Origin of the sequence: Flavobacterium oreochromis (assembly GCF_019565455.1) — a bacterium.
In the GTDB taxonomy this organism is placed as follows: domain Bacteria; phylum Bacteroidota; class Bacteroidia; order Flavobacteriales; family Flavobacteriaceae; genus Flavobacterium; species Flavobacterium oreochromis.
The window spans coordinates 491,131-511,391 of the sequence record NZ_CP067377.1; the positions used below are offsets into that span (position 1 = coordinate 491,131).

Here is a 20,261-nt window from a genome sequence, read left to right on the forward strand (position 1 = left end):
TTTTTTTATTAAAATTATTCTAGGTTGGAATAGCAATTCAACATGAATTTAAAATAAAATTGCTCCAAAATACAAGATAAATTTCGTTAGAAAAAAGTGATTGAAAAAATTTCAAACTAACAATCCTTTATTTCCAAACAATACCTCATAAAGTTCATTAATAAAACCTAACATTTTCAATAGCTTTACTAAAAAGTATTCCACCAGCATAATTATTAATTACAACATGAAGCTTGGAACCTAAGAATTAACCAAGAGGTTTTCAACTCTTGGTAGTATTTAAATATTTTTATGCTATTCAATTCTTCTTTTACCAGATATTCTAAATGGAGAGCAGAATCATAAAATAAAGATCAGCACAACCCACTAAACCTTTCTTTTACAAGTCATCAAATTTAAAAACTCTTTTATCAAAAATTTACTTACGCATTCAAAATAAAATGTTTTAAAATTTCTATATCCAGAAATATAAAAAAGAGCTTGATTTGCAATTATTTCTGAAAGAGATAAACTCGATTTTCTAATGTTTTTTTCCATTAGAAATCATTTGATTTTCTCAGTTAGGAACAAAATCTTTACAAAATCATCAATAGAATAAAAAATAGTTGTAATTTTAGTTAGCGAAAGCAAAAGCGCTCTATTCATTTAACAATCAACCATTTAAATATACTCCTTTTGCTTTTTTATACAACTATTTTATCATATTTATATAGAACTCACGTTATTAAACATCATCAGACTTAAAAAACTACTTCTGAGTTTAATTTATGATTACGATATTTTTTATGATTAGAATGAATATAAATCTCTTTAAATCAAAAAAATCCTTCATCCTTAAGTTTAAAAAATAGAAAACAACTTAAAAAGACAAACAAAAGAACCTCCTATTTAAGTTAATTTTAGAAAACAAAAATAGTTTTTTTTGTTTTCTTTAACTTTTTCAACCCAAACTTAGACTAATATTTCCCTTACATTTGAATAATAATAATGAATACGAATATGAATATGAAAAAACTTATTTATTTATCAGCTTTGTCAATCCTTTTTTCTTGTAATAAAGAAGAAGTAGTTAACACCCCTCAACAGCCAGAATCTCCTAAAAATGTATTTGTAGTAGGTACTGAACTTAGCGGACAAATAAGTGTTGCTAAATTATGGAAAAATGGTGTACCCACTTCGTTAACTGATGGAACTAAAGACGGATTTGCTAGTTCAATATATGTAGCTGGTTCAGATGTTTATGTAGCTGGCATGGAATTTAATGATAATGGCATACCAGTTGCTAAAATTTGGAAAAATGGCAAACCTACTTCTTTAACTAGCGGAACTAAACATGCCTATGCTACCTCAATATATGTAGCTGGTTCAGACGTATACGCTGCTGGTGCGGAATCTAATGATAATGGTATACCAGTTGCTAAAATTTGGAAAAATGGTGTACCTACTTCTTTAACCGATGGAACTAAACAAGCCTATGCTACCTCAATATATGTAGCTGGTTCAGATGTATATGTAGCTGGGAATGAATCTAACGGACAAATAAGTGTTGCTAAAATTTGGAAAAATGGCATAGCTACTTCTTTGACTGACGGAACTAAAGATGCGCATGCTAACTCAATATGTGTAACCGGTTCAGACGTATATGTTGTTGGTGAGGAATCTAATGATAATAATACGACAATTGCTAAAATTTGGAAAAACAACAAACCTACTTCTTTGACTGATGGAACTAAAAGAAGCTATACCAAATCTATATACATAGCTGGTTCAGATATATATGTTACTGGCTATGAACATAATGACAAAAATATAGCAATTGCTAAAATTTGGAAAAATGGAACAGCTACCTCTTTGAGCAATGAAACTAAAAACAGCAATGCTGAATCAATATATGTAGCTGGTTCAGATATATACGTTGCTGGAAATGAATCATCTGATAACGGGATTTCGACTCCTAAAATCTGGAAAAATGGCGTGCCTACTTCTTTAACTGATGGAACTAAAAACACTACGATTACGTCCATTTTTGTAGGTAATTAACATTTATTAACCATCTAAGAAAATATCAAAAAGAAAGGAATTAGATTTCCGAAAATTTTAGACAATTTTAAATTTTATTTTAACATAACAACGAGTTAGATACAGCTATATCTAACTCGTTTTTTTATTAAAATCATTCTAGGTTGGTATAGCAATTCAACATGAATTTAAAATAAAATTGCCCCAAAATACAAGATAAATTTCGTTAGAAAAAAGTGATTGAAAAAATTTCAAACTAACATCCCTTTATTTCCAAACAATACCTCATAAAGTTCATTAATAAAACCTAACATTTTCAATAGCTTTACTAAAAAGTATTCCACCAGCATAATTATTAATTACAACATGAAGCTTGGAACCTAAGAATTAACCAAGAGGTTTTCAGCTCTTGGTAGTATTTAAATATTTTTATGCTATTCAATTCTTCTTCTTTACCAGATATTCTAAGTGGAGAGCAGAATCATAAAATAAAGATCAGCACAACCCACTAAACCTTTCTTTTACAAGTCATCAAATTTAAAAACTCTTTTATCAAAAATTTACTTACGCATTCAAAATAAAATGTTTTAAAATTTCTATATCCAGAAATATAAAAAAGAGCTTGATTTGTAATTATTTATCAAAGGATAAAATTTGATTTTCTAATATGCTTTTCCTTTATTAAAATTATTTAATTTCTCCGTTAGAAATAAAAAGTAATTCTAATTCTTTAGTGAAAGTAAAAGTTTGGTATTTGTTTTAAAAATCAACTATTTATATACTGTTTTTATTATTTTATAAAACTTCCGTCAATAATGAGATAGAGTTTATCTTATTCTTTATATAAAAAGGGGATTAATCCCCTTGTTCCTTGTATTGTTCGCTTTCTAATTCATTTACTTTTGACCCTAACCGTACTTTTGGTTTATCTTTTGTTCCTTCTATTTTTAGAGGAATTCCAATTATTCCCATTGGAGGTAATCCAAGACGCATTTTTAAAGCAAGTTTACCATCTAAACTAGTAGTTCCTTCTATACGCGGGCGGAAACCTGCTATTTTAAATTTAAAACGATCAATTTCCATTAAATTATTCTGAATACATGTTTTTATTTCAAAATCATTTACTTCTCCTGAATCAATACCACTATGTCCTGTTGAATTACTGACTGCTTTAAGCAATTTAAACCCATTTAATTTAACTTTTTTTACCCCTACGACACCTCCTCCTTGTAGAGAAGGAAAGACAGGAAACATATCATCATTTAAAAATCCTTTCAACTGATATTGCAACGAAATAATCCCTTCTGCATTAGCAGCAGCACTTGCCATTTCCCTAAACAACTTAACTTCCTTATACGCTTTTTTACATCAAACTCTTCTACTGACAAATCCATTCCAAATTGAGCTCTTTTAGCATTCTTTGCTTTATAATTACCTGCAAATGACACAGGACTATCAATCACTAAACAAGATCCATTTGCTATTGTGATTTCACCATTTTTCAACTTGGTTTTTCCTTGCAAACATTTAATATTTAAATCATCAAATAAAATTCTATCTACTGCTGCTTGAAAATCTAAATCTAAATTTTTAGGAAGCATAACAACCCCTTTTACCTCTTTATTTGAAGACGTATTATTAGAATTATTAGCTATAGGCATCATCCATTCATTAACATTTAAATAAGGAGTTTGTAATTGAAACTGTCCTTTCAAGATTCCTTTATCATGTGTTAAAAAGTTTACAACATTTTGCACATATCCATTAAATTTAAGAATACTATGACCGTATTTAGCATTAAAATTTTTAAATTGTAATTGATCATTATTAAAAGCAAAAACTCCTTTGACAATATAAAATGGCAATGGTAAATATTCAGAAGTAGTTCGAACGTTTCTTAAATAAAACTGCCCTTTATTAATTAATTTATTATAACGTCCTGCTTGAGCATCACTCTGTTTCCCTTTTAGATAAATAGCCCCTTGAGCAAACCCTTCTAGGGTGTATCCTTTCACACCAAATACTTTATAAATTTTTCCAAAGTCTATTCCACCATTAGCACTAACTTGATAGTTTGCATTAGTCATATCACTAATATTGGCTTTAACAGTTAAAGGTTGGCCTTCAAAAAAGAACCGTAGAGGCTTTAGAATAACTTGTGTTGTTTGTAAGTTATTTTTAACATTTAGATCTACTACGGCATTTATTTTTTGAATAGGATTAGGATAAAACGGTGTTTTTAAATAGCCATCTTTTAATTTACAAAAAGCTTTTGTTAAAGGCAATTTATTCTGTTTAGCATCTAACATACCTTTTACATCTAAGCGTGTTTTAAGATCTCCTTTTAATTCATAACCAGGAAGAAAACCAACCGCTTGGTTTAAATAATTTAAGTCTAAATCAGTATCTAAATTAGCATTTATGATAGGCTTAGAAAGCCCTACTGTTTCAAGTTTTCCTTTCAAATATCCCTTTCCTATTCCAAAACGGATAACTGGAATTTTTACTGATAATAGTTCCGGATTTAATTGAGGTAATTCAACATGTAAATCTGTATTAAATTTCTCCAAAGGGAAAGGTGCTCCATCGTATTGAATGAATCCATCTTTAAGATTCAAATCAAGCTTCATATTAGGCTTTTTATTTTCATCCGTAATAAAATCTCCTTTTAAAGAAAGAACCGCATCTGTAGTCCCTTTCAGGGTTGTTTTTTCCATCCAAGTGATTAACTTTGGAGGTAAAGCTGTAAAAATATCTTCTAAATTACTATTTTGGGTTTTAACCAAAAAATTCATTCTATAACCATTAGGTAAGAAATCAAAATTCCCTGTAAAATCTACAGGTAATTTATTAATCATTAAATTATCTTGTTGAAAAACAAATGCTAAAGACTGGGTATTAACTTGTGTAATTAAATCTGCATTTACTTTTTTATTTTTAAGGTATTGTTCTCCTTTAAATTCAAAATCAAATGCTTCAATACTTGCTTTGGTTTTAATTTCAAAAATTTGATTTTTCAAACTTCCATTTCCAAAATAATCAAAACCTAACGCATCAACAGCTACTTGTGCAGAGGCATCATGATATTTTATATGAGCGTTTTTAATAGCTATTAATTTTAGCTCTATAGAGGTATCTTCTTTTTATTTGTCTGATCATCTGTTTTACTTTCGTAAACATTATAATTAGCATGCCCTTGTTTATCAACTAAAACATTGATTTCTGCATTATCTAAAAATAATTTATTGATGTGTATTTTCCCTTTTATAAGTTCCTGAACATCAATACCAAATGCGATTTCATCTGATTTTATCAGATTAATTTGTTCAAATGGAGCAGCTCCTGTTAATTGAAAATCATTAAAGGACAGTGTTAACGCGGGAAAATGCTCAATAATGGAAAGATTAGCATCCGAAAAATTAATATTTCCTTTTATGTGTTCATTAGCATACTCTTTTACTTTTTGAGTAATAAAATTGGGGAATAAGAATGGCAAACTAATTATTACTAAAACAATAAATAATAGTCCTCCAAGCAACCATTTAAACTTTTTAATATACTGTAGCATACATTTATTCAAGAGGCTGTCCAAAAAGTCCGTAATCTTGTCATTTGACTTCGTCCAGTCGCTTTGCTCTAGTCAACCAAAGGGGGACCCGAGAACTCCGATCGAACAGGCGAAACAAATCGCATAGTACTGATTATGAAACTCCTCCTTGCGTAGGAGTAACAAACTATGTGTTGATTTTTTACTTTTAGGACAGCCTCAACCTATATATTCTTTAAATTAATTATTTCTTGATTTGTCAAAAATCTCCAGTTTCCACGTGGTAAGTTCTTTTTTGTTAATCCGGCAAACGCAACACGATCTACTTTTAAAACATTATATTCTAATGATTCGAATATTGAACGAACTATTTTTACGTTAGCTGTTTTTATTTGTAATCCTATTTCTGATTTAGGTGCGTTTTCTATATAAGATACATCGTCTACTATTATTTTATAGTCATTAACATATAATCCTTTTTGTACCTTTTCTAAATCTTCGTATTTTAAATTGCGATCTAAAGTAATTTGATAAATTTTAGGAGAGCGCTGATTAGGCAGTGTAAACTTACGAACCATATCAGTATCGTTAGTAAACAATAACAAACCTGTAGTAGTTTTATCCATACGTCCAACAGGTTCTAATTTAGCTTTAGTAATACCACGCACTAAATCAAGAACATTGTTTGCATTTAGATCTTCTTCTTTTGATGTAGTAAATCCTTTAGGTTTATTTAATAAGATATATTCTTTTTTTCAGGAGATATAACACTTCCATCAAAGTTTACAACATCGCCTGCTTTTACCTTATATCCCATTTCGGTAACTACTTCGCCATTAACTTTTACATTTCCAGACTGGATATAAATATCTGCATCGCGTCTTGAGCAAACTCCAGAATTAGAAATATACTTATTTAAGCGGATCTCTTCCTCCTCTAGCGAGGTTACTTTTTTGGGTTTTCTTTCAAATTTAGGTTTGCCTTTTGTAAAATTTGATTTTTTAAAATTTGGTTTAGCATCCCCTCCTTCTCGTTTACCAAAAGTAGGTTTAGTGTTTGATCTCTTATTATTTCCTCTTCCTTTTATCATCGCGACTATATTTTTTGGCAAAGATAGTCAGTAAATTAGAATTTTAAATTCTATATATAGAAATATTTAACTGTTAAATAAATTTTTACTATGAATTAGAACTAGTGGATCAATCAAAATAATACTAAAAACACCCGCTACAATTAAAATTTTCATAACTGCATGTAAATGGACATAATCAGTGTGTTGAGAAGATTTCCACAATTGTAATATAAAAAATATTAGAACGATCATACTTATATAGAAATAAACTTCCATATAACCAACATTAAATTTTTCAATAAGAATATAAATAGGAATAATAGTTAAAAAGACTAAAATGGTAATAATGTATTTTGATATTTTTTCACCAAAACGCACTGGGATTGTTTGATAATTAGTTGCAAAATCCCCTTTAATATTTTCAAGATCTTTAATCATTTCTCTAATCAAAATTAACAACAATAAAAAAGAGGCATGCGCAAAAATAACGGCATAGAAGTTTTTAAAATAAAGTAATATTCCAAAAAAGGTAGAACGGTAAGTAAGGAGGCTGTAAGATTACCAATAATTGAATACTTTTTTAATTTATGAGAATAGAACCAAATTAAAAATATATATACTGCATAAAAAAAAGAGGCGCGTAAAGAAATGGTAAAGGCTAGAGCTGTTGCTAAAAAATTTAATATAAAATAGACTTGTAATTTTGTTTTTTGGCTTACTAAACGATCTAACATTGACTTATTAGGTCTATTAATTAAATCTTTTTCAGAATCGTAAAAATTATTAATTATATAACCTGAAGCAATAACTAAAGCAGATACAAAAACTAATACAAACAAACGCCAGTCTAACAAAAGATCTAAAGCCCTTTTTTCAGGGGCTAGAATAAAGATGGAGGCAAAATATTGTGCCAACACAATGATGGCTATATTATACCCTCGAATAACCGAAATTAAGCTTACGATTTTTAATAAAAAAATTTTGTTTTACGCGTTAACATTTATTCTGTTTGAATATTGAATCGCTAAAAGTACTGAGTTTAATTCACTCCTAACTCAATATCAAACTAAAATTGATAAACAACTTCTAGCTTATAATCTTTTAAAGCTGTTTTAGCTTTTTCAAGGTCTTCTGTAAATCCTAGGATATACCCTCCTCCTCCAGAACCACATAATTTTAAATAATAGTCATTCGTTTCTATTCCTTTTTGCCAAACATTATGAAATTGTTCAGGAATCATAGGCTTAAAGTTACTCAAAACTACTTTTGACAGTTCTTTTGTATTAGTAAAGAGTGATTTTACATCTCCTTTTAAGAAGTTTTCCACACAGGCATCTGTATATTTAATAAACTGGGATTTTAACATTTTACGAAATCCTTCTTCTTTTTAGTTTTTCCATAAAAATACTTACCATAGGTGCTGTTTCTCCTACTATTCCTGAATCTAATAAGAACACAGCTCCTTTACCTGTAACACTCTGAGTAGGAATACCTGTTGCTTCTATATTATCCTGTGAGTTAATGAGTATTGGAAGACTTAAATAACTATTTAAAGGATCTAGACCAGAACTTTTTCCATGAAAGAAAGATTCCATTTGTGAAAAAATACTTTTTAGCTGCAATAGTTTTTCTTTTGTTAAGTTTTCCAAAACGGTTATTTTGTTATCAGCATATTTATCATAAATGGCGGCTACTAGAGCACCACTACTACCTACTCCGTATCCTTGTGGAATACTTGAGTCAAAATACATACCGTTAAGAACATCTTGCTCTAAAGCACTAATAGTAAAGGTAACCAAATTAGGTTGTTCCTCTGCCAACTCTTTTAAATAAACTGCAAATTTCTTTAAACTTTCATTAGACTGTAATGCCTCTGGAGATGCACTACCATCTATCTTAAGTGCACCATTATAAAAATTATAAGGAATAGCTAATCCTTTTGAATCTTTAATAATTCCGTATTCACCGAATAATAAAATCTTTGAGTAAAAAGGGGTCCTTTCATTTTGGGCTATCTTTTTATTTCGTTGTATTGTATTAAAATAGTTACTGTAAAAACTTTTTAAACCTTATTTTTTTATAGAATACTTATCTTCTTAGTTTCTATAGATTTCCTTATTTTTTACAATAAGAAACCGTTATTGGCTCGATCATCACATGGTAAAAAACAACTGATTTACAACTAGTTATTTCTTACCTCATCCTTAACTTTTCCTTTAAACATTTATCTAAACGAAAGAGTATATAAATATACGAATTAAATTGATATGGCACCTACACCAATTTGATCGCAAATATATTGACCATTTTGGCAATATACTACCAATTCGTTGTTAATAAATTCTAAAACTTGTTCTTTCACATTTTCAGGATACAAAACATGTACATTTGCTCCCGCATCAAGTGTAAAACAAACAGGTACACCGGTTGATGATCTAAAGCTCCAAATTTTATTAATTATTTCTAATGTATTAGGTTTCATCAAAATAAAATAGGGCATAGAAGTCATCATCATAGCGTGTAAAGTCAGAGCTTCACTTTCTACAATTTTTATAAAGTTATCTAAATCGCCACTAGCAAGAGCTTGTTTAATAGCGGTTAAATTTTCGTGTGCTTGAGCAAAACGTTGTGTAGCAAACGGGTGTCCGTGCATTAAATCATGACCAACTGTACTAGACACTTGTTTTTCTCCTTTATCAACGAGTAGTATGGTATCTTGATAATTATTAAAACATTCATGTAAGGTATTAAGCTCAATTCCATACAAATTTGAACTCATAGGAGTATTTAGATGTTCGCCCCAAATTACGGCTTCCCCTTTTATACTTCTACAAGCACTTCCTGATCCTAATCTAGCTAAAAAGAAGCTTTTTGAAAAAAATAGGCATCAGAGATAGAGGGATTAATTAATTTTTCTAAACTCATAACGTTCATTGCTAATGCTGCCATTCCTGATGCAGAAGAAGCTATACCCGAACTATGAGGAAATGTATTAGTAGTATCTATTGTAAAATGAAATTCTTTTAGATAAGGACAATAGTTAATAATCCTTTCAAAAAAATTTTCAATTTTAGGTTTGAATGTTTCTTTAGGGCTTCCTTCAAAAAAGAAATCAAAAGAAAAGGAATCTTGTTTTTCTTTTTTAACAAATGAGAGTTTTGTGATCGTTTTACAATTATTAAGAGTAAAACTCACCGATGGATTTGCGGGTAATTGTTTCCCCATTTTTCCCCAATATTTAACTAATGCTATATTACTTGGAGCACTCCATTGAAAATCTCCTTCAGTGAATGATATCGAATAATCCGACACGACAAAGTCCTTTTCAGAAAACATATTTTATTTTTTTAAGCGGCAAAGATACGTTTTATATACAAACTAAAATTCTAAATTTTTAGCAATAATAAAGCCGCCTGTCCAGGCATTTTGAAAATTAAACCCACCTGTTATAGCATCTATATTCAAAACTTCACCTGCAAAATAAAGATTTTTAAAGCGTTTGCTTTCCATTGTTTTAAAGTTAACTTCTTTTAGATCAATTCCACCTGCGGTAACAAATTCTTCTTTAAAAGTACTTTTCCCATTTACAACAAATGTTGCTTGGGTAAGTTGTTCAACTAAATCAATAAGCTGTTTTTTCGATACGTCAGCCCATTTTGCATCTGGTTGAATAGACGATGCTTTTAGTAAACTTTCCCATAATCGTTTAGGAAAATCAAACGGGCAAAATTTATTCATTGAACGTTTTAAGTTTTCTTCTTTAATTTCTTTTAAATCTTCTAAAACAGTATCAAAATCAAGATCATTCAACCAATTTACTTGTAAAACAAAACGATAATTTAAATCAAATAATGTTCTTGCACCCCAAGCTGAAAGGCGCAATATACCAGGACCACTTAATCCCCAATGGGTTATTAACAAAGGCCCTGATGCTCTTAATTTTGTTCCCTTTACTCGTACAGATGCGTGTGCGGAAACTCCCATTAAATCTTTAATACGTTCATCTTTTATATTAAAAGTAAATAAAGAGGGAACTGGTTTTATAATTGTATGCCCTAAATCTTGAAGTAAATCCCACATTTTTGGATTACTTCCTGTAGTCATAATTAGTTTAGTCGTTTTAAAAACATTTTGATTTGTTGTTATTTTCCAATAATTTTCTCCTTGAAAAATTTCTTGTACGCTATGACTTGTAAAAACGTCTATTTTTAATTTTTTAGTGGCAGATAGAAAACAATCTATTATAGTTTGTGAACTATCTGTTATAGGAAACATCCTCCCGTCTTCTTCAATTTTTAATATTACACCATGCTTTTCAAACCACTCTATTGTATCACCACTACAAAACTGATTAAAAGGTCCTTTTAACTCTTTTTCTCCACGAGGATAAAATTTCACTAAATCGTTTGGTACAAAACAAGCATGTGTTACATTACAACGTCCTCCTCCTGAAACACGCACTTTAGACAATACTTCTTTTCCTCTTTCTAAAATAGCTATTTTTAATTGAGGAAACTGTTCGGCTATATTAATTGCTGAAAAAAAACCAGAGGCTCCACCTCCTACTACTACCACATCGTAATTTACTATCATACTCTATCAGGGTAATCGGTAATAATTGCATCGACTCCCATTTTTTTGACAAAAATAATATCTTCTGGAGAATTTACAGTATAGGCATGAACTTGAATTTGATTACGATGCGCTAATTGTAATAAATCATCCGTTATTTGTTTAAACCACAAATTAATTGAAAAAGCATTTATAGTTTTTGCAAATTCTAATGCTTCATATGGTTTTTCATCTGCTAATACTCCTAAAAGTATGCTAGGATTTATCTGTTGTATTTGTTTTAATACTTGCCAATGAAAAGAAGATACTAATATACTTTTGTATTGAATTTCTCCAAGTCTTACAAATTTTTCTATTTCATACACGACTCTTTCAGTGACAAATATGTCTTTTATTTCTATATTAAGAAAAGCTTCTTCTGGTAAAATATGAAAAACCGCTACTAAGGTTGGAATCCCTACTTTAGCACAATCTTGCACAGTAAAGTCACGTATATATCCTGACGCATTTTTTATGGTTCTATCAACCGTTGCATCATGAATTATAACGACCTCACCATCAGCAGAAAGGTGTACGTCTAGTTCAATACCATCAGCTCCCAATTCAAAAGCTTTCAAAAATGATTCTAATGTGTTTTCGGCTACATGTCCTTTTGCTCCTCTATGACCTATTTTTAACATACTTGAAGGTATAGGTTAAATTTCGTGAATTTTATTCACTTATTAAAATTTTATATTCCCAAGGAGCAAAATTAGTTACTGTTTTACTCTTTATTTCTATTGATTTATTTTCAATAAACGCGTTAAAATGTCCTGAAATAGGCCATATAAGCTTTTGTTCTTTATTGGATAAATTTGCTACAAAAAAGAGTTTTTTATTATTTTTTTCTCTTTTACACATCCAAAAAACGCGATCATCATTTGTGTTAATTCGAAGATAGGAAGCTGACTTTTTTCCTGTGTGTAAAAATGAATGGGTGCTTTTTAAAATTCTTAGTTTTTTATAAATCTGCATCATTTTACCTTCTTGATGCTGTAATGTATCTTTTTGATAAGGACGAAAACGTTTATTAGAATCGTATTCTTGACCATTATAAACTAACGGAATACCATTCAGAACATAAGTAACGGCCGTCATTACCTCAACAGCTTTTCCCATTCGATTATATTCTGTATCATTCCAAATATTTTCATCGTAGTTACTAATAAAATACAGCCGCATTTTATCTTTTGGAAAATTTTTTGCTTCATTTTTCAAATAACGATCAAGATCTAAAACATTCATTTTAGCCTGAGCTATACTATTTAAAATATGATGTGCTTCCCAAGCATATTGTATATCAAAAGCATTTTTTAACAGTCCTTCTTTTTCTGCCTCAGCTATCATTAGAACTGATTTTATTTTTTTTAATTCTTGCACTGCTCGTTCCCAAAAAACAGTGGGTACCTCAGATGCTACCTGACATCGAAAACCATCAATATTAAATTCTTCTACCCAATATTTCATTTCGTTTATCATAGCAAAATGCAAATCAGCAGAAGCATAATTTAGTTGTACAACATCTATCCAATCATAAGGTGCAAATAGCATTCCTTCTTTATTTTTTGCATAAAATTCAGGATGTGAAGTAATCCAGTTATGGTCCCAAGCGGTATGATTAGCAGCCCAATCTAGTACAACATACATACCATTAGTATGTGCTGTTTTAATTAACCTTTTCAGATCTGAATTAGAACCGTAATTCGAATGTATTTTTTTATAATCCTTTATAGCATAAGGATTTCCTTGTATTTTTTGTCTTGTAATAGGATCTTTTATTTCTTCGATAGTAGTGGTAGAAGTTGCTCTTCTTTTTAGTTTCCCAATTTCTTGAATAGGCATTAACCAAATAATTTTAATGCCTATTGATTTTAGTTTGGGTATATCTTCAGTAAAGGCATTAAATGTTCCTTCAGCGGAATAATTTCTAATATCCACTTGATAAACAATTGCGTCTTCCGTTATTTTAGGATCTAAACACGTTGATACGTTTTTAGGAATAATAATTTTTTCAGCTTCTTGCTTACAAGCTATTAATAAAAGGAATGCTCCTAAATAAACGATAAAACTTTTCATCCCCACAATACCCAGCAATCTGAATCATCAAGTTAAAACGTTACAAAATTAATCATACAAAAGAAATATAATGAATTTGTCGAAAAAATTCTATTAAAATTCTAAGTTATAAAAAAACCCTGTTTTTTTATAACAGGGTTTACATACTTTATTTTAATTGTTCATCGTCTATATAGGTTTTATTCCCATTTTTATTAATGTAATACTTACCTCCTCTAGGGCCTTGGTAAACCTGACGATCTTTGTATTTACCAACCACTTGATCTTTAGTATTTAGCGTTGCTTTTTCCGTTGTTACTCTTTCTTTTTAGCAGGTTTTAATGATTTAGCCTCTAGTTCTTCTTTTGCTTTTTTAGCCTTCGATTTTGCTTTATCAGCTTCATCTTTAACTTTCGCATCTAGTTTCTTAGCTTTTGCTGCAATCTTACTTTCTTTCTCTGCTTTTGCTGCTTCTTTTTCTGCTTTTGCAGCCTCTTTCTCTGCCTTTGCAGCTTCTTTTTCTGCTTTTGCAGCTTCTTTTTCTGCCTTTGCTTTTTCTCGTTCAACTTTAGCTGTTTCTTTTACTTTCTCTAATTTTTCTGATACAGCTTTTGTTTTGCTTGATTTTTTAATTTTAGTCTCTACTTCTTGAGCAAACGTGTTTGATAATACAAACATCAAAGACAACATGATTATTTTTTTCATAGCACTTATTTAATATTTAGAATCATTATAAAAACTGATTTTAACAAAATTTTAATTTTTTTTTAAATTTGCATTAATTTTTATTTATTTTTTTATCAAACACAAAATATTTTATTTTTTTCAAATCTACAAAAACTATGAAACAAAAATTACATTTTATTTTATTTCTCATCTTAGCAAATTTAAGCTACTCGCAAAATAATAATTTTTACGAGCCTAAGCCTAAATTTCCTTATTTATTTAAATCTATAATTCCAATACAAAAAGACGATCCTAAATGGATACAACTTATGTACGGAGAAACGCCCAATGTTTATGAAATAGAAAAGGAATACAACCTATACTATAAGAAACATGATTTTGTTAAAACAATACATACTCAAAATTACAAACATTTCATTCATTATGTATATACAAATAACTGGATAAATGAAAAAGGAGATATTGTACAAAGAGATAATATGGTCGAAAAGAAGGAAGAGAGACTTAACAGTAATAAAAGTATAAATGCTGCTAACTGGACTCCAATAGGCCCTATAAATACTTTTAATAATGGAGGGACTAAAACAGAATCACATCAAGCAAATGTATATTCTGTTGCACAATCTGTATCAAATCCTAATGTTTTATTCTGCGTTACAGAAACAAGCGGTACATTTAAAAGCACAGATAAAGGAGAAAATTGGTTTTTAATTGGGGGAGATTATTTTAATGATGATGTATCATGTGTAGAAGTAGATCCTACTAATGAAAACAATGTTTTTGTAGCATCTAGTTCCAGAATTTACAAATCAACTGACGGTGGTAATTCTTGGAATTCTGTACTAAACGTTAGTGGTTTAGGAATTTATGAATTTGCTATTAGTTCAGCAAATAATCAATTAGTTTTTGCTGCTGGAAATAAAGGACTGTATAAGTCTACAAATGGCGGAACGACTTGGACACAGGTTTTTACGGAAACTTGTTGGGATGTAAAATTTAAAACTAATGATGCTAGCACTGTTTTCTTATTAAAATCAAACAATACGCTTAAATTAACTGAATTTTATAAATCAACTGATTCTGGAAACACTTTTACATTAAAAAAACAAGGATGGTTTACTCCTACGAGTACTAGTAGTATAGGTGGGGCTAGAATGGGGGTAACAAATGCTGATGGAAATAGGATTTATGTAGCCATGCTAGGAAATGTAGAAAACTATACAACCGATGTTAATTTTGTAGGTTTATATAGAAGTGATGATGCGGGAGAGAACTGGTCTTTACCCTATGATCAAAACAATGATGGAATTCCTAATAACAATCCAGGAGGTCCTTATAATGCTGATCACTGGTGTTTTTCTAGTTTTACAACAAACGGTGGTTCTTATGATCAAGGGTTCTACAATTTAGCTATTGATGTATCAGATACAGATCCTAATAAATTTTTAATGGGAATGCTTAATCTTTTTAAAAGTGAAAATGGAGGAAAAACCTATACTCGATGGGGAGGATACGCTTGTGATAATTGTACTCCTTTTTATCGTCATCCTGACCATCAAGATATTTTAATAAATGGAAATGATGTTTTTGTGGCCACAGATGGTGGTGTAGACTTATATGATAGTAATTTAAATATTTTAAAGGGATTAAATAAAGGGATTATTTCTTCTGACAACTGGGGATTTGGTCAAGGATGGAATGAAGATGTATTAACCGCAGGTCGTTATCATAACGGAAATGCTGTGTATCATGCAAATTATGGTGATGGAAAATTTATTGCCTTAGGAGGAGGAGAATCCTCAACTGGTTATGTGTCTTTAGGTGATAATTTAAAAGTGTATCATTCTGATATTGCAGCCTATAAAATATCAAAAGACTTTGCTACTCCAGTACAGTGGACTAATGGACTAAGCATGTTTCCTAACGAGTCTATTTTTCCAGACGTAAGAGGACAAATAACTTATGATCCTAGATACTATAATCATATGTATTTAACAAAAGACAATAAATTATGGAAAAGTATAGATGGAGGAGCTTCGTTTACGTTATTAAAAGAATTTGGAATTAGTACAGACAAAACCTATACAGTAGAAGTATCCAGATTAGATCCTAATATAATGTTTGTAGTTACCAGAGAAGCCTCTGCCGCTAAGCTATGGAAAACACTAGATGGAGGTCAAAACTGGAGCTCAATTAGTCTTCCTAATACAGATGCACGATTATATTTTAGTATAAACGAAAATAATACTCTTTTCATAGGATTTGGAGGAGGTTCTGGAAAAGCTTTTAAATCTATAGATTTAGGAAATACTTGGATCAACTTAACTACTCCTTCTATTCAAAATTTAGGCTGTTATTCTATAGCTCCTCAGTTAGGCACTAATGACGGAGTATATTTTGCAGTAGCGGGGACAAACAAAATTTACTATAGAAATTCTAATATGCCTGATTGGGAACTATTTAGTACAGGACTACCATTAGGTTTACGATTAATAGGTGCTAAACCTTTTTATAAAAACAATGAGCTAAGAATCAGTTCTAGACGAGGTTTTTGGAAATCACCTCTTTTTGAAAAAAGTGCACCTGTTGCACAACCTATGGTAGCAAACAAGTCTGTTGATTGTAGTAAAACGATTATTCAATTTGATGATTATTCAGTATTAAACCACACAGGAGCACAATGGAATTGGAATTTCCCAGGCGCAAGCAATGTTTCTTCAACTTCTGTTCGAAATCCTTTAGTAACCTATTCTACACCTGGACTTTTCAACGTTACCTTAACAATAACAGATGCAGATGGGCGTAGTAGTACTAAAACGGTACAAAATATGATTGAGGTTTTACCTTCTATCTGTGATATTGAAAATGCTTCAAAGCAAGTTTTAGAAATGAATACAGACACTCAATCTATTACTTCTAATGAAATAAATTATCCCGCTGTAACAGACTTAACTTTTAGTGGTTGGATAAAACCTAATGGAACTCAAGTTGCTTGGGCTGGAATTGCTTGTTTTGGTGACAAACAAAAAACTTTACTAAACTTTAGAAGTGCTAATAACGAAATAGGCTTTCATTTTAAAGATGGATATTATAACTCTTCTACAGGTTTATACGCTCCTGCTGATCAATGGAGCTTTATTGCCTTCAGAATTACTCCTACTAAAATAACAATCTTCTTAAATGATAAAAATTGGTCTATAACAGGTAGTTTTGCTTCTACTATTCTAAACAAAATAATCTTAGGTAAAGATTATGGTAGAAATGACAGAACCTTTAAAGGTCAAATGGAAGAATTTACTTTTTGGAATAGAGCTTTAACAGATGATGAAATCTATTTAAGTAGGCATTTAATTAAAGAAAAAGTTACCGATCCTAATTTAATTGCTTACTATCAGTTTAACAATACTACAAATAATGGATTACTTTATGACAAAATAAATTCAAATAACTTAAATATTTCTAGTACGATACTATTTCCTACATCTACTGCTCCTGTAGCTATTGGAACCAGCCAATTATTAACTATCAATACAACGGGTTCTTATAATTTTACAACCACCAATGCTACTCTTAACTTTACTGGACAAGTACCTAATGGAAAAGTAATTGTATCTAAATTAAATGTAATACCAAATGAACCTCCAACTACTGAATTAATTGGAAATGAGTACTGGATTTTAGACAATTATGGCACTAATAGTTCTTTCTCTGGACTTTCATCTATAAATTTAACGCCATTATTTAATGTTTCTAACTTAAATCCTTCTAATCTAATTCTTTTTAAAAGAAATAATAACGGACATTTACAATCTAGTTGGACACAATCTGCAATGGCAACAGCTCTAAATGGGCAAACTATAACTTTCCCAGGAACATCTATCAATCAATCAAATCAATTGCATATAGGTAGTTCTGGATCATTAGAAACAAACTCATTAGATCTTCAAAAAAATCTAACCGTTTACCCTAACCCAACAGTCGTTGGTGAACAACTAATTATTGAAGGAATTAATTCTGGATTAACTTTTACTCTTTATGATATTAATGGTAAGTTAATTATAAAAAAACATCTTGATGATAATAAAATCAGCATAGATAACAATATTAAAAAAGGAGTTTATTTTTATCGAATTGAAACCAACGATCGAATTTACAATAATAAGTTAATTATTAATTAATCTACAAGTATAAAAACGAGGTTGACTTAAATTCTAGTCAACCTCATTTTTTTAACATATACACTTTTAGAATCATGTCTTTTTCATAAGACTGTGTAAAATTAAAAACAGAGGCCGCCCTAAAGGTAAAAAATCAAGACACCGTTTGTCACTCCTACACAAGGAGGAATCTTATAATCAGCACTATGTAATTTTCCTGTTCGAGCGGAGCTCTCGGGGCTCCCTTTGATCGACTGGACGAAGTCAAATGACAAGATTGCGGCTTTTTGGACAGCCACTTTTTTTCTACTTATACAGTTAGTGAGATATTACGATATAAAATAATTAAATAACCATAAGGTGTTAAGTGCTTCTTTTCCTAATGAACTCGAAATAGTCGTTGGTATATTTTCTAGGATCGTTTTATTATAAATATAACTTGGCATAATAACCAGTTGATTAGCTCCTTCAAATTTATAATCAAGCCCTTCTTGCCAACCCTACAAGATCAAGACTTTTACACGGTATCCATTCCTTCGTTATTATTTTGAATGCTTTTTGCTATTTTCTGATAATTTCAAAATGATTTAAACCTCTTGGTTTATGAAGTAAAATACGATAATAATTATTTCTTCCTTTAGGTGTTATACTCATTAAAGCAGACCAGTTTTTAAATTTCCCAGTAGGTATTAGCAATGTAATAAGTTTTCCATTAGCAAATAATCGCACTTCATAATTGTTTATTGGTTGCATATTATTAAAACAAAGTTTAGACATAAGTTCTAAATTATCCTGATAATCAATCTTTGATTGTTCCTCAGTTGTATATGTGCATATATCTAATTCATAATTTTTATTTTTCCCTAAATTCAAATATTCTTCAATTTTACCTTCATTTAATAAATTGCGTTGATTATCAAAAAAAGTAACGACCTCTTTTTCTAAAAGATCTTTATCCATTTTAGATAAATCTTCACTTTCGCTCCAACCTTTTAATTTATAAGGTAAATCTTTTATGTCTAAATCCCATTCTTGCTCCCAAAAAGGCAGTTTAGTAGGGGGAGCTATTATTTTTAATTCACTACTCCCATAATCTATTTCATTAGTGTAACCTAATGGAACATTAGGATCTTTGTTAAGTTTAACAAAATATAAATCCCACTTAGCATCTTTATTAAAAATAATGTCTTTAGGATTTAAAAATCCATCTGGACTATCTGTTGGTGGAAGGTATCTTATTTTTAACTTGTGCGTTCCGTTTTCTAATAGATAGGGATTTAGTTCTACGGTGGTATTCATATTGTCTCGATAAAAAAAGTCTATAAGAATATCATCTAAATATAATTCATAAGGGGTCATAGCATTAATGTGTACTGCGTAGGTAATCTGTTTTTCTTTAGGTATAATAGTTTGCATCTGTTCTTTTTTCGGGTTCGTATTATTTTGTTGGCAATTAGATAATAATGAGGTTATAAGTAAGATCATTATTCCTATCTTTTTATAAAACATCTATTTTCCATGGGGCTTTTGAGTCTATAATTGATTTGATATAGTAAACTTTTTCTTCTGGGTCTTCAGGATCTCCATTAGTTTTATTTTTTGCACTAAATTTTACAATAATTTTAGTATCAAGTCCATTAAATTTTATGATACTTCATGTTCTTTACTGTTTTCAGCAGCTTTTGCCTTTAAACTCCATCCTAGATTAGATGTTTTTGTAGCATTAATATTTAATTCATCGACCAGGTATCGGAACCCAAAATTTTGATGATAGCCATTCATTCTTCTTCTAGAGTATCTAATATTCCCTGAATACCCTGTACCTACAGTAATCAAAAATGCAACCTCCCACTCTATATCCGGATATACTTTTATTTTAGCTAATTGATTAGGGTAACGACAAGTGGATATAGGAAGAAAATAAGTTTGAGCTAAATCTTCTTTTAATATAAAATAATTAAATAACCATAAGGTGTTAAGTGCTTCTTTTCCTAATGAACTCGAAATAGTCGTTGGTATATTTTCTAGGATCGTTTTATTATAAATATAACTTGGCATAATAACCAGTTGATTAGCTCCTTCAAATTTATAATCAAGCCCTTCTTGCCAACCC

Annotated in this window: 12 protein-coding genes and 5 pseudogenes; 2 read left to right on the plus strand and 15 right to left on the minus strand. The window is 30.1% G+C overall.

The genetic code is table 11. From position 1 onward, the window contains the following. Nucleotides 1-369: 369 nt before the first annotated feature. Nucleotides 370-630: pseudogene (locus JJC03_RS19380) on the minus strand (IS982 family transposase); the annotation flags it as partial. Between the two features lie 375 nt (nucleotides 631-1,005). On the opposite strand from JJC03_RS19380, the gene JJC03_RS02420 reads away from it, so the two are divergent. Then, nucleotides 1,006-2,040, plus strand: a complete 1,035-nt coding sequence (locus JJC03_RS02420) for a hypothetical protein (RefSeq protein WP_123902205.1) — start codon at nucleotides 1,006-1,008, stop codon at nucleotides 2,038-2,040. An 834-nt stretch (nucleotides 2,041-2,874) separates the two neighbouring features. On the opposite strand, the gene JJC03_RS02425 is transcribed toward JJC03_RS02420, so the two are convergent. The 12 genes and pseudogenes from JJC03_RS02425 to JJC03_RS02475 form a co-directional block, all read right to left on the minus strand. Continuing rightward, complete coding sequence (locus JJC03_RS02425; RefSeq protein WP_235873919.1) at nucleotides 2,875-3,348, minus strand: AsmA-like C-terminal region-containing protein; 474 nt, start codon at nucleotides 3,346-3,348, stop codon at nucleotides 2,875-2,877. Continuing rightward, nucleotides 3,294-5,039: a hypothetical protein gene (locus JJC03_RS02430; protein WP_235873920.1), complete on the minus strand. Its 1,746-nt coding sequence runs from the start codon at nucleotides 5,037-5,039 to the stop codon at nucleotides 3,294-3,296. The genes JJC03_RS02425 and JJC03_RS02430 overlap by 55 nt, the downstream gene beginning before the upstream one ends. Before the next feature lie 104 nt (nucleotides 5,040-5,143). Then, nucleotides 5,144-5,587, minus strand: a complete 444-nt coding sequence (locus JJC03_RS02435; RefSeq protein ID WP_235873921.1) for an AsmA family protein — start codon at nucleotides 5,585-5,587, stop codon at nucleotides 5,144-5,146. Nucleotides 5,588-5,790: 203 nt separating this feature from the next. Continuing rightward, nucleotides 5,791-6,656 (minus strand): annotated as a pseudogene (locus tag JJC03_RS02440) (pseudouridine synthase). 66 nt (nucleotides 6,657-6,722) lie between these two features. Further along, nucleotides 6,723-7,618 (minus strand): annotated as a pseudogene (locus JJC03_RS02445) (geranylgeranylglycerol-phosphate geranylgeranyltransferase). Between the two features lie 86 nt (nucleotides 7,619-7,704). Next, nucleotides 7,705-8,643 (minus strand): annotated as a pseudogene (locus tag JJC03_RS02450) (mevalonate kinase family protein). 252 nt (nucleotides 8,644-8,895) lie between these two features. Then, a pseudogene (locus JJC03_RS02455) lies at nucleotides 8,896-9,974 on the minus strand (diphosphomevalonate decarboxylase). Between the two features lie 42 nt (nucleotides 9,975-10,016). After that, nucleotides 10,017-11,231: a BaiN/RdsA family NAD(P)/FAD-dependent oxidoreductase gene (locus JJC03_RS02460; RefSeq protein ID WP_088400272.1), complete on the minus strand. Its 1,215-nt coding sequence runs from the start codon at nucleotides 11,229-11,231 to the stop codon at nucleotides 10,017-10,019. Next, nucleotides 11,228-11,890: a glycerophosphodiester phosphodiesterase gene (locus tag JJC03_RS02465; protein WP_088400274.1), complete on the minus strand. Its 663-nt coding sequence runs from the start codon at nucleotides 11,888-11,890 to the stop codon at nucleotides 11,228-11,230. Before JJC03_RS02465 ends, JJC03_RS02460 begins: the two co-directional genes overlap by 4 nt. A gap of 31 nt (nucleotides 11,891-11,921) precedes the next feature. Then, nucleotides 11,922-13,325: an alpha-amylase family glycosyl hydrolase gene (locus tag JJC03_RS02470; RefSeq protein WP_088400276.1), complete on the minus strand. Its 1,404-nt coding sequence runs from the start codon at nucleotides 13,323-13,325 to the stop codon at nucleotides 11,922-11,924. Between the two features lie 148 nt (nucleotides 13,326-13,473). Beyond that, nucleotides 13,474-13,584 carry a hypothetical protein gene (locus JJC03_RS19065; protein ID WP_374226243.1) on the minus strand — a complete coding sequence of 37 codons (111 nt, stop codon included), beginning with the start codon at nucleotides 13,582-13,584 and terminating at the stop codon, nucleotides 13,474-13,476. Nucleotides 13,585-13,619: 35 nt separating this feature from the next. Further along, nucleotides 13,620-14,009 carry a hypothetical protein gene (locus JJC03_RS02475; protein ID WP_258932104.1) on the minus strand — a complete coding sequence of 130 codons (390 nt, stop codon included), beginning with the start codon at nucleotides 14,007-14,009 and terminating at the stop codon, nucleotides 13,620-13,622. Between the two features lie 137 nt (nucleotides 14,010-14,146). Here JJC03_RS02475 and JJC03_RS02480 point away from each other — a divergent pair, with 137 nt between their 5' ends. After that, nucleotides 14,147-18,169: a LamG-like jellyroll fold domain-containing protein gene (locus tag JJC03_RS02480; RefSeq protein ID WP_235873922.1), complete on the plus strand. Its 4,023-nt coding sequence runs from the start codon at nucleotides 14,147-14,149 to the stop codon at nucleotides 18,167-18,169. A gap of 540 nt (nucleotides 18,170-18,709) precedes the next feature. Here the strand turns inward: JJC03_RS02480 and JJC03_RS02485 are convergent. Together JJC03_RS02485 and JJC03_RS02490 are read right to left on the minus strand one after the other, a co-directional pair. Further along, the gene (locus JJC03_RS02485; RefSeq protein WP_235873923.1) at nucleotides 18,710-19,633 is read right to left on the minus strand and encodes a hypothetical protein; all 924 of its coding nucleotides are present in this window, start codon (nucleotides 19,631-19,633) and stop codon (nucleotides 18,710-18,712) included. 159 nt (nucleotides 19,634-19,792) lie between these two features. Further along, nucleotides 19,793-20,206, minus strand: a complete 414-nt coding sequence (locus JJC03_RS02490; protein ID WP_235873924.1) for a hypothetical protein — start codon at nucleotides 20,204-20,206, stop codon at nucleotides 19,793-19,795. Nucleotides 20,207-20,261: the final 55 nt, after the last annotated feature.